Origin of the sequence: Flavobacterium ginsengisoli (assembly GCF_029625315.1) — a bacterium.
In the GTDB taxonomy this organism is placed as follows: domain Bacteria; phylum Bacteroidota; class Bacteroidia; order Flavobacteriales; family Flavobacteriaceae; genus Flavobacterium; species Flavobacterium ginsengisoli.
In genome coordinates this window covers 516,450-533,161 of record NZ_CP121110.1, presented here as the reverse complement: position 1 = coordinate 533,161, position 16,712 = coordinate 516,450, and the positions used below count along the sequence as shown (strand labels likewise).

The 16,712-nt window shown below is 34.6% G+C and carries 8 protein-coding genes and 2 pseudogenes; 1 reads left to right on the top strand and 9 read right to left on the bottom strand.

Annotated features, from left to right (window positions below):
* Positions 1-139: 139 nt before the first annotated feature.
* Positions 140-1,429, bottom strand: coding sequence for a S28 family serine protease (locus P5P87_RS02220; RefSeq protein WP_278021408.1), 1,290 nt, complete (start codon positions 1,427-1,429; stop codon positions 140-142).
* A 185-nt stretch (positions 1,430-1,614) separates the two neighbouring features.
* On the opposite strand from P5P87_RS02220, the pseudogene P5P87_RS02215 reads away from it, so the two are divergent.
* A pseudogene (locus P5P87_RS02215) lies at positions 1,615-2,826 on the top strand (M24 family metallopeptidase).
* A 77-nt stretch (positions 2,827-2,903) separates the two neighbouring features.
* On the opposite strand, the gene P5P87_RS02210 reads toward P5P87_RS02215, so the two are convergent.
* The 8 genes and pseudogenes from P5P87_RS02210 to P5P87_RS02175 form a co-directional block, all read right to left on the bottom strand.
* Complete coding sequence (locus P5P87_RS02210) at positions 2,904-4,535, bottom strand: T9SS type A sorting domain-containing protein (protein WP_278021407.1); 1,632 nt, start codon at positions 4,533-4,535, stop codon at positions 2,904-2,906.
* Position 4,536: 1 nt separating this feature from the next.
* Complete coding sequence (locus P5P87_RS02205; protein WP_278021406.1) at positions 4,537-5,526, bottom strand: hypothetical protein; 990 nt, start codon at positions 5,524-5,526, stop codon at positions 4,537-4,539.
* Entirely contained in the window at positions 5,513-6,751 is a 1,239-nt protein-coding gene (locus tag P5P87_RS02200) for a M43 family zinc metalloprotease (RefSeq protein ID WP_278021405.1), read from the bottom strand. The genes P5P87_RS02205 and P5P87_RS02200 overlap by 14 nt, the downstream gene beginning before the upstream one ends.
* A gap of 244 nt (positions 6,752-6,995) precedes the next feature.
* A pseudogene (locus P5P87_RS02195) lies at positions 6,996-8,343 on the bottom strand (SusD/RagB family nutrient-binding outer membrane lipoprotein).
* A gap of 135 nt (positions 8,344-8,478) precedes the next feature.
* Positions 8,479-11,685 carry a SusC/RagA family TonB-linked outer membrane protein gene (locus P5P87_RS02190; protein ID WP_278021404.1) on the bottom strand — a complete coding sequence of 1,069 codons (3,207 nt, stop codon included), beginning with the start codon at positions 11,683-11,685 and terminating at the stop codon, positions 8,479-8,481.
* 274 nt (positions 11,686-11,959) lie between these two features.
* On the bottom strand, positions 11,960-14,119 hold the full coding sequence (locus P5P87_RS02185; RefSeq protein ID WP_278021403.1) for a S9 family peptidase: 2,160 nt from the start codon (positions 14,117-14,119) through the stop codon (positions 11,960-11,962).
* 4 nt (positions 14,120-14,123) lie between these two features.
* A complete protein-coding gene (locus P5P87_RS02180; protein ID WP_278021402.1) occupies positions 14,124-15,422 on the bottom strand; it encodes an aminopeptidase P family protein in 1,299 nt (432 codons plus the stop codon).
* A gap of 3 nt (positions 15,423-15,425) precedes the next feature.
* Positions 15,426-16,661 carry an NAD(P)/FAD-dependent oxidoreductase gene (locus P5P87_RS02175; protein WP_278021401.1) on the bottom strand — a complete coding sequence of 412 codons (1,236 nt, stop codon included), beginning with the start codon at positions 16,659-16,661 and terminating at the stop codon, positions 15,426-15,428.
* Between the last annotated feature and the right edge of the window lie 51 nt (positions 16,662-16,712).

Genomic DNA, 16,712 nt, shown 5'->3' with positions numbered 1-16,712 from the left:
ATTCTCGCGTAGATTGAAAAAACTAATCTTTTAAAAGAAAAATAGCCTATAAATATATTCTATAAATAAAAAAAGCCCGAGAAGTATATTCTCAGGCTTTAATACTATAATAGACTTTAGTACGATACAATCTAGATTTCTAATTCAACCATTTGTTCAAAGTATTCATAATTAAAGTTCTATCATTTTCAGAAAAATCTCTTACTCTGGTAGAGTGACTTCCATTAGGAAGCACCATTTTAAGAGCATCAACATTTGGTTTAGGAGTTGGAGAACAGGAGAACCAAGTATCATAACCTCCGTAGATGTATAAAATTTTATCTCCTTTGTTTTCAACATATTTACGAACTTTTTTAATGTATTTTGGGTTGTATTTAATTGCAACATCTTTAGGCGCGAATCTTGCATTCGAAGTGCTTTTTACAATAGTCAGTAAATCGGCAACAGGCTCTAGATCAAATCCGTAGTAACCCAATTCACTTAAATGCTGATAATAAGACGGTAAATACACAAAAGACATTTTATCACTGTAAGTTCCCACTCCAACAATTTTATTCAAATAATCAAATAATTCTTTTGCAGAAGCATTTGCTGGCGGAATCTCATCGCATTTTCCTCCCCATTGCCAAAAAGAAAAAGGAAATTCTAAAACGGCATATTCTAAAGATTCAGCGAAAGGAACTTCTGTAAATTGCATTTTTTTTGTAGTTGCATAATCCTGAAAAACGGCCAAAACGGCTTCTTTTTCTTTCAAAACAGTTCTCTGAAAAGCGGTTATTTTTGCTCTGCATTCTGCTGTTCCAATTGTTCTCGTATGATTTATCGTTCTAGGATCTTCACAAGAATTAATTAACGGAGCCACATATGGCATTGCAACATCTACATCATTCGGATAAATAGATTTATAAATCAGAGCTGTTTCTCCTCCTTTACTAATTCCTGTAGAAATCCATTTGCCAGAATATATTTTTTTCAACTTAGTTACAATATCATGATAATCTGCAATAGCCTGATCATTGGTTAAATATTCCCATTGAATCGGATTTGGTCTTGATTTTCCGTAAAAACGATATTCAACCGCAACCTGATTTGCTTGCAAAAGACTGCTTACTTCACTCTTTATATTTTCAGTATTATAACCATGAGTTTCAATTACCGTTGGTCTGTCAAAACCAAGATGAGAAAGATAAATATAATGCTGAAAAGTTCCCTTCTCAGGATGTTTATGATCTAAAGGTTCATCTAAAATTATCTGATATGATTCGGTATAATTTTCCAAATTTTCAATTCGAGTTACAATCGCTTTTGGAAATAATTCATTCAATCTTTGCTGTAAATTCTCTGATGATTCTTCTATCTTTTGCGCAGCTATTGTAAAATAGTTCAACAAAAGAAAAAACAATGAGGTAATAAAGGTTTTTGAATTCATTTTAATCTTAATTATTTAAGTTTTTAAAAGTAAGCGCAATGTTAAGCTGAAACTGATATTATATTACCCTTAAAATGTAATATTTTATCTAGTTTGCATCAACATAAGACAAAATCGAAATAATGCCTTAATTTTATTGAAAAATTGAAGCATACAGCGATTTAATATTAACTAAAAAATAAAAAATGACAATTGGAGTTGGCGGATCAACTATAGATATCGAATTGGGAAAAATACAAAACATGACACTTGGTGTTGTGCCAATTGCTTTATCAGAATACAAACAGCGTATCAAAAATGCGGTCGAATTAATGAAAGAGCATAACTGTAAAGCGCTTTATGTAAATGCGGGAACGAATCTGTATTATTTTACAGGGACAAAATGGAATGCTTCTGAACGTATGGTTGGAGCGGTGCTTTTTGACGATGAAACGATTGAATATATTGTTCCGAAATTTGAAGAAGGAACTTTTAAGACTTTTATGAAAGTTGAAGGAAACTTAAATTTCTGGGAAGAACATGAAAGTCCCTACGAGCTATTTGGAAGCATTTTGCAAAACAAAAATGTCATTGATGGAAATATTGCACTAGACGAATCGGCTTCTTTTTTCCTGATTGATGAAGTTGCAAAAGCGAATCCAAAATTTAGTTTTGTAAATGCACAGCCTATTACAGCAGGATGCAGAATGCATAAATCGGCTAACGAAATTGCTATAATTCAGCAGGCTAAAAATATAACCATGACGGTTCAAAAAGCGGCGGCAAGCATTTTATATCCAGGCATTGAAGTAAGCACTGTTGTCGACTTTATTCATAGAGCGCATATTAAGGCTGGTGTTTCATCGGGTTCTTATTTCTGCATTGTTCTTTTTGGAGAAGATTCTCAATATCCGCATGGTGTTACATCTCCACAAAATTTAGTGGATAATGATATTGTATTAATTGATACAGGATGTCGTTTAGAAGGTTATTTGTCTGATATTACAAGAACTTATGTTTATGGAACTCCAAATGAAGAGCACCGAAGAATATGGAATCTTGAAAAGGCAACTCAAAAAGTCGCTTTTGATGCTTGCGCAAATTGGAGCAACATGTGGTTCTGTTGATGATGCGACTCGAAAAGTTCTGGCACAAGCCGGACTAAGCGGTGATTATGAAATTCGGGTCTACCTCATCGTGTTGGACACGGAACAGGACTTGATATTCATGAATATCCTTATTTGGTAAGAGGCAATCAAACTGTTCTAAAAGAAGGAATGGTTGTTAGCAACGAACCAATGATATGCATGCCAGGACAATTCGGTATTCGTCATGAAGATCATTTTTATATGACTGCAAATGGTCCTAAATGGTTTACTGAACCTATGCAGAGTATTGAAAATCCTTTTGGGCTATAGGTTTTTAAACACTTTATTTTTTTAATAAAAAAGGGATGCTAAAACAAGCATCCCTTTCTTTTTGAGTAAATTAACTATTATTCAACCAATAATTTTTTCTTTTCCACAAACTTACCATCTGTAGCTACAACAATATAAACTCCTTTATTTAAATATTTAAGAGAATAAACTGTTGTATTATGCATTGTAGCAATTAAATGTCCTGTACTATCGTAAATTGATACTTTAACTTTATTTATATCAATATTTTCAAAAGTAAAGTTTACCACATCAGAAGCTGGATTTGGATACATAGTGAATGTTTTTGCTGTATTGATATCTGAGCCAGGCAAACCTAAACTTCCAGATTGTAAATCAATAGTATGCGATGCGCTCCAATCGCTAAAAGCATTGCCATTTTTTGCTTTCACTCTAAATTCATATACCGTTTGAGTTCCTTGTTTTGGAATCCATAGATAATATGTTGTCGAAGTTCCAGCTAATGTCCATCCTGAAGAAGTATTCAATTGCACTTCATAAGATGTCGCATCTGTTGATGTTGCCCACGAAGCATAAAATCCTGATGTGTATACACCTGCATTACCAAGATTAGCAGGAATTGTTAAAGTTGCTGGATTTGGTGGTACAGAAGTTCCTGCACTAACAGTATAATCTTCGATTTCACCATCTCCTAGATTTCCACAAGTTGAAGATGGATTGGCATTATACTTCATTACAATTCTCATTCTTGTCGTTCCTGTAAATGATGCAGGAGTAAAACTTGCTGTTACAGCACCATTTGACGAAATATTATTAACTACTTTTTCAGATTCTTCAAACTGATTGTTTTTATTGTAATCAATCCAAACTCCCCAATATTCGGTGTAAGCAGATCCTGTAAAACCTGGTGTCAAAGTAATACTCGTATTTGCATTTGGAGTCAGTGTAATTACTTTTGAAGTATAATCGGCATAACCATTTGTTTCTTTTCCTGATGTGTTTACAAAGCTTCCTACCGCAATCGAGCTTATATACTCGTAACTATTTGCTCCTTGCGCACTGCATAGCGAAGCTGCGGGAATCGTAACCGTAGCCACATTCGAATAAGCCGAATAATCTGTCCCTGATTTTGCCCTAACTCTATATTTATAAGTGCTGCCCGCTGTTAAAGCTGTATTGGTATAAGTAGATGCTGTATTGGCCAAAGTAACAATTTCGGCATATACATCATCTGAACCTGCTCTTTCTATTATTACATTTGTGGCATTAGTAGCATTATTTGTCCAAGTAAGAGAAGCTTCTAAATTAGTAACTGTTGCTGTCAAGCTTGTTGGAGCCAATACTACATTTGCAGTTTGTATTCCTGCCAAAATCGGCTCGTTTGGTTTAGTATTATAAGCATAGTCCAAAACGGTATAGCCTACTCCTCCAGCCTCTACTTTAATATGCATCCATCCGTAACAAATACGACCTCTGCTAGTATATTCAAAACCAACATAACCTGTTTTATTGTCCCAAGTAGTATAAGTGGCTGTTCGCAAATCCAACTGATTCGGATAATTTCCTGGAGCAACAAAATTACTCGAAGCGCCAATAGAAGTTCCTTGTGCTAAGAATGAAATATTTCTTGTTCCAGATTCAGCAACTAGCCTTTTTCCGTACGTCTCTATTTTTAAAGCCGCGGCGGCATATTGCCATGCACCATATTCTGTATTATCTCCAATGCCCAAATCAAAATATTGCCAAGTCGATGCTTGCGTTGGCAGTATAATCTGGATTATTTACGTAAAATACACCATAAGGAGCATCAAATTTCATATTGATTGTTTTGGTTGCAGTATCTAAAGTCGCTATACCGCCTGTAATTGCCGCATCTTTAAAAGTAAGCGTGACAACAGCATCATTTGTTGTATTATGTGCAGTTGCTTTTCCTGTAAAAGAAAGTACTGTTTTGGTATTGCTTTCTAAAGTTAAAACTGCTGTTAATCCAGCTGGAACGCCTGTAATGGTATAATCTGTTCCTGCAGTAAAAGTTCCACTGCTTTTCGTGAATGTTCCATTATTAGTCGTCAATGCAATTATTGCAGTAGATGTAATGCTTCCGTCATTAGTTTCAGCTTCGTATAAGGTATCTGCTGATAAAGTTGTAGCAGTCTTATCGGTCATTCCTGTATAAATTGGAGTATTTGGCTTGGTATTATAAGCATATTCCAAGATAGTATATCCGTCACCATCAGCATTTACTTTTACTTTGAACCATCCATAACAAGTAAGACCATCCATTAAATAATCAAATCCAACATACCCTGTTTTTCCATCCCAAGCTGTGTAACTTGCCGTTCTTAAATCTAACTGGTTTGGATATGCGCCTGGAGCAGTCATATTACTCGTTGGACCAACAGCTGTGTTTGAATTTAATAATGAGATATTTCTAGTGCCTGTTTCACAAACTAGTTTCTTTGCATAAGTTTCTATTTTTAAAGCATTGGCCGCATAACGCCAACCTCCAAATGCTTTATCGTCTCCTTTTGCAATTTCAAAATATTTCCATGTCAGTGCAGATGATACAGTAACATCAGGCATATCTACAAAAAAGATTCCGTAAGGATCTGAAAATTTAAAGTTAAAATAAAGAGAGCTACATGATAAACCACTTGTTCCGCCTGTAAAAGCCGCAGGTAAAAAACTAATTCCTCCTGAAGCATTATTACTTGTCTGCATGATTAGTGGCTTTTCCAGTTAATGTAACCGTAATTTGATTGTTTGAATTTACAGTAAGTACAGGAGTTATTCCTGCTGGAAAAGTATGTGTAAAATGAGTACCAGCTGTTAAAGTTCCTGAAGATACCGCAAAAGTTTTTGTTCCGTTTAAGTTTATGATAGAAGAAGTATCAAAAGAACCATCATTTATAATAGCTTCTTTAAAAGTTACTGCCGAAGCAACTAGTGTACTTCCTGTTGAATTAACACCAGTATCAATTAAATTTTGAGGTTGCCATAAAGATTTTCGAGCAGGATGCTCTAAAGCCGCCAGCATTCTGTCGATCTGACCTTGTGTATACATTTTATAACAACCTTGAGCGCCGTTATATCCCATATAGTTTTCAAAATTTACTTTGTCACCGCTGCAGTTTGTCCCCGGAGTACAGCCTAAGGTGTGATTTCCGTCTTCAGCTGGAGTATCTGCAACCTCATCTGTGCCAGAGCATCCTCCTTCAAAAGTATGAATCAGGTTAAGAAAGTGGCCAAACTCATGCGTTAAGGTTGCCGAGAATTCTTTACTATAGGAGTTATCATATAAGTAAGCTCCGTTAAAAACAACACGAGCAGTATTGCTTGCTGTCATATCTGAACTTGGATACCAAGCAACACCCGAATTATTTGTAGCTCCATCATTATACAAATCATTCTGAATATAAACATTCATGTATTTAGTATTATCCCAAGCGTCAGCGGCAATTTGATCGTCGTAACCGCCGCCATTTCCATATCCGTTTTTTGTTGGATGAAATACAACTCCTGTTGTACAACCGCCATTAGGATCTTTTTTAGCTAACTTAAATTCGATATTTAAAGTTCCGCGTCGTGACTGAAAGAATGGTTCTACGGTTTGATAGTCGGCATTGCGTCCATTAAAATCATCATTAAGTTGGGCAAGGTGATTTACAATTTTTTCGTAGGTTACGGTTTTACCTCCTTGCACATCGCCATAAATATGGAAAACTACCGGGATTGTATAAGTGACGGCAGCCGTTTTTGAGGTTTGAGATTTGCGTTGTGCGACAAAGTTTTTACTAAAAACATCAAAGTTCTTTTTTTCTTCAAGTGCATGTGGATTATTCCGATACACTTTGGCATTTTCTTCGCTTGTTCTGCAGGGCAAAACTTGCGCACTAACTTTCAATACACTGAAAATCAGTAAGCAGATTAGTAATTTTAATTTCATCTATTTAGGTTTTATAATTAGTAATAATCAAAATTACCTTACATGTTTATATGTTTCTGATATTATTTTAATCAGAATTAATACATAATTATCATGTTTTTAACCTTAAAAAATATACTATCAAAAAATACCAATTTTAAAATACAGATAACAACACGCATTTAACTTTATAAGAATATTAATCTAAAAACTTCAAGCAAAAAAACCAGCACTTAAAAGTGCTGGTCTCAAAAAACAAATTAAACTAACTCAAAATTAAAATTTGTCCCAAAAAATTCTTGTTGTCATTAAATCTCCTCCAATAGCCGATGAAGTCTGCTTCGTAATTTGCTGTATTAAGCGTTTTATCAGATGTAGAATAAATATTTCTAACAGGAACTTTGCCTTCAGCTTCTTGAACTGCTGTAACAGGCGCTGTAAGTATAGGATAATCTAATCTTCTATATTCTGTCCAAGCTTCAAAACCACGATTGTAATACGCAATCCAAAGCTGATAAGCGATTTTTTGTTTGTCTGTTCCTGCAGCTGTTGCAAAAGCGACATCTGGTCTATTCAAATACGTTTGGATATCAGTGTCTGAAACTCCCCAAAATTTCATACTAGCTTCAATTCCTTTTGTATAATACGTTGCTGCATTTGCTCCTACGTTAAAGCCTCGGTTTGCCGCGTCGGCCAATAAAAAACAAGTTTCTGTGTAATCGAATATAACACCTGGATTTGTTTTCTGTCTAAGTCTTAAACCTGTATTGCTATAATCAGCATAATTAACTTGTCTGCGCATATGGAGCGCCTTTGTATTCTCCATTTATTTTTGAATTTGGATTGAAGAAAAAATCACGTCTTGGATCTTCTTTTCCGTTTAATTCATTCACAAAAAATGCGGCAATATTAATCTGGCTTGAGTTAACCAAATCATCATATAATGGATTCATGTCTGTTATTGAAGAAAAATACTGAAACAAAGCAGTATCAGTTTCTTTACTCATAACTCCTGAATTGAAAGCGCTTTCCACCATTGTTTTTGCTTTTGCAGCGTCAACATCTGCCAAATGCAATCCCATTTTTAGTTTTACACTATTTGCTAAAGTTTTCCATTTAGCCACATCGCCATGAAAAATTAAATCAGCATTTCCGAAACTATCATATTGATCATTTAAATCTAAAATGGTCGCATCTAAACGGGTAGCCAAATCAAAATAGATTGTTTTTGCATCATCGTATTTAGGAAGCGGAAATTTTTTGATATCTAAAGCTTCAGAATAAGCTACATTTCCAAACAAATCAACCAGCGTTTGGTACGCCATTACAATTTGTACTTCTAAAATAGCAAGTCGGTTTTTCTTGATTCCCTCTTCAATAGGTCCTAATGCTTTGCTATCTTTAATCTGCTTTTGCGAATTGATCAAATCCTGTAATACATCTCTGTACAATAACACCGAATGCGAACTTCCTAAATTTCTTTTTGCCTGATTATAATTGGCTTCATCTGTATAAGTAGATGTAGACCAATGCTGTGCATAGGCTCTAAAGTTGTTTGAATTTACGGAAGCATTCGTTAAAAAATAAGCATAATTTACTTGTGCACTAGTCATTAATGCGCTTGGCAAAGCGGTTTCATAACCTTTTTCATTCTTATTCATGTTATCTAGATTGTCACATGAAGCAATTGCACACAAAACTGCGCCTGCAAAAAATATTGTTTTTATAATTCTCATGTCTTTAATTTTTTAGAATTGAACTTTCAGAGTAAAACTATACTCCTTTGTTGTTGGCAACACTCCGGTTTGAAAACCTTGCAAATTACCTGAAGAAGCTCCTGCCTCAGGATCTGCATAAGGCAAGTTTTTGTGGATTATCCAAAGATTGCTTCCGTTTACAGCAAAAACCATATTGCTGATAAATGTATTCTCTAAAAATCTTTTTGGAAGTCTATAGCTCAATCCTACTTCACGAAGTTTTACATAAGAAGCATCATAAACATATTCTTGCTGTGGCATAGAATTATAAAAATAATAACCATCTGTTCCTGTCACGCTTGCTACAACATCGTTACGTGAACCGTCTTGTTTAACACCATCTAACAACACTCCACCACCTTGAGAAACTGGCTCACGCTGAGGAACTCCATTATGGTTTTTTGAAACAGTACTTTCATAAATTCCAGTCGCATGACCAAATTGCTGATCTAGAGAATAGACATCTCCGCCTTTTTTAACATCTATTAAAAAATTGAAAGCGATATTTTTGTACGTCAAAACGTTATTAAAACCACCAATCCAATCTGGAGCAACATTGCCTATTACAGCTCCCGCAGCTTGCAGATATCTTCCGTTTGAACGAATTACTTTTTCTCCGTTTAAATAGGTATAACCAGAACCAACTAACTGTCCAACTGGTTTGCCAACTTCTGCTACATAATTAACTCCCTGAAAAGATCCTAACGAAATTTGATTGGCTCCTCCTAAAGAAATTACTTCGTTTTTATTCGTTGACCAGTTTACTGTTGCCTGCCAAGAAAAATTGGTTGTTTTTATTGGTGTTGCATTTAAGGTTAACTCATAACCTTTATTCTGAACATTTCCTGCATTAATCCAAGCTCTTGTATATCCTGTCTGAGTTGGTGTTTCGATAGAAAGGATTTGATTTGTGGTATTGGTTTTATAATAAGAAAAATCAAGTCCTAATCTGTTTTTAAAGAATTTAAGTTCAACACCTGCTTCAACTCCTTTTGTCAACTCACTCTTCAAGTCAGAATTACTTCTGCTGTTTTCTGTAGAAAAACGAATTCCGCCAGGTCCAAAATTGCTGTTTTTAGGATAAAGTGCCGAAGTCACCGCAAATGGTGCATCGTTTCCGGTTTCAGCATAATTCAAACGTAATTTTCCGAATGACAGCCATTCTTTTTTAATGTGATTGCTAAAAATATAAGTAGCTGTAACTGATGGATAAGAATAGGTATTATTGTCTTTTGGTAAAGTAGACGACTGATCTATTCTATAAGTTCCTTCAAGAAAATAAGTGTCAAGGAAATTGAAACTTGCCATACCATAAACACTATTTGTACCTAAAGTCTGCTGTATCTCGTCTGGACTATTAATTTGATCAATTGAGTTGGTTAAGGCATAAATTCCAGGCACGACCAATCCTCCATTTGTTACTGCGTAAATCGAATTGTTAACAGAACGTCTTGTATTACCTCCTAACATACCATTAAAACTAATTCCTTCTGCAATACCAGTTTTAAAGTTCAGGACTAAATCTAAGTTGATTTCTCTAAAATTTTTATCAAATCTCGAATATTGTCCAAGAGCGTTTGGAGTTCTTTTAGATCCAACAGCAATACGCTCTTCTTGCAATTGGTGGTAAAAATCTACTGCACCTCTTCCCATAATATCAAACCAGTTCGTAACATCGGTTTTTACGACTACATTACCAAAGAAGCGATCTCTTTTTAGAGAGTTATAATTGTTGTAACGCTGAAAATACGGGTTGTCATGAAATTGAACTTTTAAATCATCTGGAGAACCAACATTCCATGTTGTATTATTACCAGTCAATTCATAAGCCTCTTTAAGATCTCTAAAATCGGCATTAGTTGTATACCATTGTCTCACACTACTCAAATAGTTATTTCCGCCATCTCCATATCCTGTTTCGTTCATTCCGATAGCATCTGATGTTAGATAATTAGCTGTAGTCGAAATTCTAGTTTTTGGCGTAACCTTAAAACTTCCAGAAAAGTTAAAATTGTCTTTTCTGTTATTACTGTTTGGCAAAATTCCTTGTTGCTGATTGTAATTGGTATAACCAAATCTAAAATCTCCCTGATCATTTCCTCCCGAAAAAGCGATATTATTTATATAAGTAAGACTGTTTTGGTAAAAACTGTTCGGATTGTTTCTTACCGCTTTATATGGAGTTGCTTTTCCATAAGTTGGTAATTCTGGATAAAATGAGTTCCAGTTGTAAACCAGTAATGAAGGATCAAATTTTGGTCCCCACGCTGCGTCATCTGTCGCTACGTAAGGGTGAACTCCGCTTCCTAGATCAACTGTTCCGTAAAAATCACCATAACCTCCACCATATTGATTTTGATATTCTGGCAATGTTTTTTTATCTACTACCCCAACATTAACTCCCGAACTAAAACTAAATCCTAATCCGCCTTTAGATTTACTTCCTTTTTTTAGCGTAACAATAATAACTCCGTTTGATGCTCTAGAACCGTACAATGCCGTAGCTGCCGCCCCTTTTAAAACGTTCATGGTTTCGATATCATCAGGATTAATATCAGACGCTGCATTTCCGTAATCATAACCGCCTACATTTCCACCAGATTTTTGATCTTCTTTATTGGTGTTGTCATTATTCAATACAATTCCGTCAACAACCCATAAAGCTTGATTATTTCCTGTTAATGAAGTGGTACCACGAATCACAACATTGGTTGAACCGCCTATATTATTATTTCTTCTAACCTCTACACCTGCAATTTTTCCTGAAATATTATTAGAGACGTTTCCTGTATTTATCTTTGTAAGCTGGTCGCCACTTATTTCTTGGGTAGCATAACCCAGCGATTTTTTCTCTCTTTTAAGACCTAATGCGGTAACAACAATTTCTTGCAATTGTGTAGAACCAGCAGTCATTTTTATATTAATGCTTTTATCTCGCGCTTGAACTTCTCTCGTTTGCATTCCAATAAAAGTAAACACTAACACAGCGTTTGCATCAGCTTTTATTGAATATTTCCCGTCAAAATCAGTCTGAGAGCCAGTTTGAGTTCCTTTAACTAGAACACCCACACCTGGTAGAGGTATTCCATTCTCATCTGATACAATTCCTGACACTATCCGTTCTTGCGCAAATGTCAGTTTGGTCAACAGTACAAAAAAGAGTACTGCAATTTTTCTAAAATTAATCTTCAATTTCATAAAATGGTTTTATAATTAATGAGGCAAATATTTTGCTTTTTAGATAATTTTTCTGATAATATATTACCGAAAAACCTGCTTATATTACCCTATAATTATCAAATTCACATTTTAAAAAACATCTTCACAAAAACAAATAATCATTTAAAAATCAATAAACTAAGCACAATATCTTAAACTTTAAATTCAAGTGCATTTAAATTCTAATTTTATAAAACAAAAAAGAGGATTTCAAATTAATGAAACCCTCCTTTTTTCTATAAATATTTTTTTTCTATTTCGCGCCAGGCGGACAATTTTTTTCTATGTAATGAACAAAAGTATCTACTAAATGTTTGGTTGTTCCTTCGCCTTCATAAATACTATGCGAACGATTTGGATAAATCATTAAATCAAACATTTTATCGTATTTAATTAATTCATTAATTAAAACTTCAGCGTTTTTATAATGCACATTATCATCGCCTGTTCCATGAATGTACAGTAAATTTCCTTTTAAGTTCTTGGCATGAGTTACTGGAGAAGCTTTAACATAAGTTGCTTCATTTTCGTCTGGCAATCCCATATAGCGTTCGGTATAGATATTGTCATAAAAATGCTGATCTGTCACCGCTGCAATGGCAATTCCTGTTTTGTATATGTCTGGATATTGGAACATTAAATTTAAAGTTACAGCACCTCCGCCACTCCATCCGTGAATTGCTACTCGATCAGAATCAATAAAATTCCATTTTAAAACTTCTTTGGCAGCCATTGCCTGATCTCGTGTATTGATAATTCCGATGTTTTTATAAATCGATTTTCTCCATTGCGTTCCTTTCATTGCTGGAGTTCCTCTATTGTCCATTGCAATTCCGATATATCCTTTTGGAATCAATTCACTAATAAATTCATTAAAATAAGGTTTGTCATTAGCCACTGTAGCCATTGGCTCACCGTACACGTAAAAGAAAACAGGATATTTTTTTGAAGGATTAAAATCTAACGGTTTTGCCATTATTCCGTCAATATCAATACCATCAACTGTTTTTACTTTAAATTTTTCTAAAGTATAATTTCTATCAGGAGCAGTAAAAACATCTGCTTCTTTTGGATAAACTTTTTGATGTCCAGACAAAGCGATTAATCTCTGGTTGTAATCTCTCGAAATACTTGCGTTGGCATGTTGTGCGTAAGCTGCATCTGTAGAAAAAATATATCTGTTTGAACCATCAAAAATATCTGGAGTTACTCTTTTTGTTTTTTTAGAACCTAAATTCGTTTCATACAAATAACGCTGTGTAGCATCAGTTGGACTAGCAATGAAATAAATTGTTTTTGTTTTTTCATTATAAGCTTTATAATAAGCATCAAAATTAGTTTTGGTTATTAATTCTTTTGATTTTCCGTCTAAACTTATTTTATAAATATGCATCCATCCATCAGCATCAGAACTCCATAAAAAGGCTTTTCCGTTGTCTACAAATTGGCAAGGAAAAGTATCGTATTCTCCCGAAGAAATATCAAAAACATCTATCCAAGCACTAGATTCTTCTTTATAAATAACTCTAGTTGCTCCAGATTTTGTATTGCAATCGTACATTGTAACCTGATTCTGATTTCGGTTTAACTGAATCACCATCACAGATTCGTTACTTAGCCATTTCATTCGGACCAAATAATTGTTATCTGGTTCTCCTGGAATATTCAACCAATTGGTTTGAAGCGAATCAATATTTACAATTCCAATTTTAACCGACGATGGTTTTTCGCCAGCTTTTGGGTATTCTACAGGAATAATCACCGGATACAAGGAATCGGTATTATTGATCATGAAATGAAATTTAGTCAAAGTTGCGTCTACTCTCCAAAAAGCAATACTTTTTCCGTCTGGACTCCATCTAAATCCATCACGTGCCGCTAGCTCTTCTTCATAAACCCAATCAAAAGTTCCGTTAATGATTTTATCTGTACCGTCTGTAGTTAAAGGCGTAATTTTACCTGAATTTACATTCTCCACATAAATGTTATGGTTGGAAACATAAGCTACATTTTCACTATCACTTGAAAATTTTGCAAACATTAACGACGATGCATCTAAGTTTTTCCCTAATTGTTTTCCTTTACCTGTAGCCAAGTCAAAAAACCAATAGTCACCTTTGGTATTGTCTCTCCATACTTTTTTAGAATTGGTGTAAACCAAAACTTTTGTTTTTGAGTCATTCCAGACTAAATTCTCAATTTCTCCTGTAAATCCGGCAAGATCCAATTGTGCCTTAGACAAAATTGCGGTTTGTTTATCAAGCTTATCAACATCGTAAACCACCACATTATTATCTTTGTTTACCCAAAAGGAATGAGAATTAGGCGACCAATTTAGATTGTTAATGTCAATATCCTTCTGTGCAAAAACAGATGTGCATATCAACAGAAGAAACAATAAATGTTTTTTCATCTTATTATTTTTTATTTTTAATTAAACTTTCAATATCGGCAATTTCAATTGGCATGGCTTCACTCAAATTTACGTTTCCATCTTCCGTTATCAAATAATCATTCTCTAAACGGCAACCAATTCCTTCTTCTCTAATATAAATTCCAGGCTCACAAGTTAGAACCATTCCTTTTTCAAAAGGTCTAGAATAAAGACCAACGTCATGAACATCCAGACCTAAATGATGCGCAGTTCCGTGCATGAAATATTTCTTGTAAGCAGGTTTTTCTGGATCTTGAGCTTTAATTTCGTCCTCTGTGATCAATCCTAATTTGACTAATTCGGTTTCAATTAATTTTGCCATTTGAAGTTCATAATCTTTAGACAAAACTCCTGGCTTCAATAATTTTGAACCTTCTTTCAAACAATGTAAAACAGATTCATAAACCTGTTTTTGCCTTGGACTAAAAGTTCCGTTAACCGGAATACATCTTGTTGTATCTGAATTATAATTGGCATAACAGCTTCCAAAATCCAGCAGAACCATTTCATTTTCTTCACAAACATCATCATTGGAATTGTAATGCAGTGAACAGGCATTTCCGCCAGATGCTACAATAGATTTAAATGCTTGTCTTGTCCCTCCGTTTTTTGCGGTCGCGTATAACAATTCAGCTTCTAATTCGTATTCTTTTACATTCGGACGGATTGCGGCTAAAACTCTATGGAAACCTTCGACACTCAACGCAGTCGCTTTTTTGATTAAGTCAATTTCTTCGTTTGATTTAATAGGTCGCAATGCTCGAGTTATTTTTGTCGCACGATCATATTGATGCAACGGATATTTTTCTTTGCACCATTTAATCATTCTATCCTGTCTGGTTTCCATTTCAGAAGTTACCCTTTTGATGTGCTCATTATGGCCTAAATAAAAAGTATCGGCTTCAAAAGCAAAAAGCTGTAAGGTCTTTTCAAATTCATGAATCCATTTGATATTCTGTATTCCAGAAATAGCAGTTACTTGCTCTTTGGTTAAAAAATTACCATCCCAAATTAGTGTATGTTCGTTGGCTTCTTTTACAAAAAGTATGGCTTTGTTTTCTTCTTTAAAAGCATCTGGGAAAAGTACCAAAATAGTTTCGTCTTGATCAATTCCAGACAAATAAAACAAATCATTGTTTTGTGCAAAGCCCATAACATCATCTGCATTATTTGGCATTACATCATTTGAAGTCAAAATAGCTACACTATTTGGCTTCATTTTTTCGGTAAATCTTTTTCGGTTTTCAATAAACAAAGAAACCGGAATTGCATTGTATTTCATAATTTATATTTGGAATCTGTCAATAGCTACAGAAACAGGTTTGCCAGAAATAATCTCTGTTACGATTTTTCCTGTTGCTGGCGCGAGACTTAATCCCATCATGGCATGCCCTGTTGCTAATGTCAAATTTACGATTTTTTTGTCTTTAGCAATAATCGGCATTCCAGTTGGCGTACAAGGTCTAAACCCAAACCAAGTATCTTCTTGCTTTGGCATTTCGACTTTCATATCAGGATAAAAATCGTTAATGCTGTTAATGATTCCCTGAAGCCTGTTTGCGTTTATTTTATTGTCTTTGGTATGTGTAATTTCCATCGTTCCTCCAAATCTTATGTCATTTGCCATTGGAGTCACGGCCACTTTTCCTTCACATAAAATAGACGGAATACTTGGTTTCTGGGTTTTGTCTTTTAATGTAAAACTGTATCCTTTTCCTGGTAAAATTGAAATCGAAATATTTAGCTTTTTGGCCAAGAAAGGGCTCCAAGATCCTGATGCCAAGACCACTTCATCGGCTCTAAAGAGTCCCTTATTGGTTACTATTTTTTCTATTTTATTTCTTTCTAAAACAAAATCTTTAACGCTCGTTTGAGAATGAATTTCGACTTTTAAACGAGCCAATTCTTCTTTGATGAAAGTCATAAATTTTTGAGGATACAAATGTGCATCGCTTTTATAATGAACTCCTCCAATTACATTTGTATTAGTTCCTTTTTCTAAAAGCGCAACTTCAGATTTTGACAGATAATCTACTTCCAACCCTAAACGTTCTGCTTCTTTTCCTTCGTGGTGCATTTCTTCTCCTACTTTATCACTTTTATAAAGCATTAAAAGTCCTTTTTCTTCGTAAAAAAAAGAATTATTCTCTTTAGCAAAATCCTGATAAAGCTCTTTACTCAAAAGAGAAAGATCTCGTAAAGCGGGCATTGCATTTTCTACATGACGTAAATTGGCATGTTTATAAAACTGCATTCCCCAGTTTATTAAATCTTTGTTCAAACGTGGTTTTACATAAAACGGACTGCGGCTATCGAACATCCATTTTATTCCTTGTGCTATCATGCCAGGCTGCGCGAGCGGTATAATATGTGAAGGCACAATCATACCCGCGTTTCCGTACGAACAGCCATTGTTCATATCAGATTCGTCAAATACGCTCACCTCATAACCTTCTTTTGCAAGATAATAAGCAGAACATAAACCAATAATTCCGCCGCCTATAACAGCTACTTTTTTCATAAATTTTAATTCGTTAAGAGTTTTTTAAACTTCTAGTTATACTATAAATTA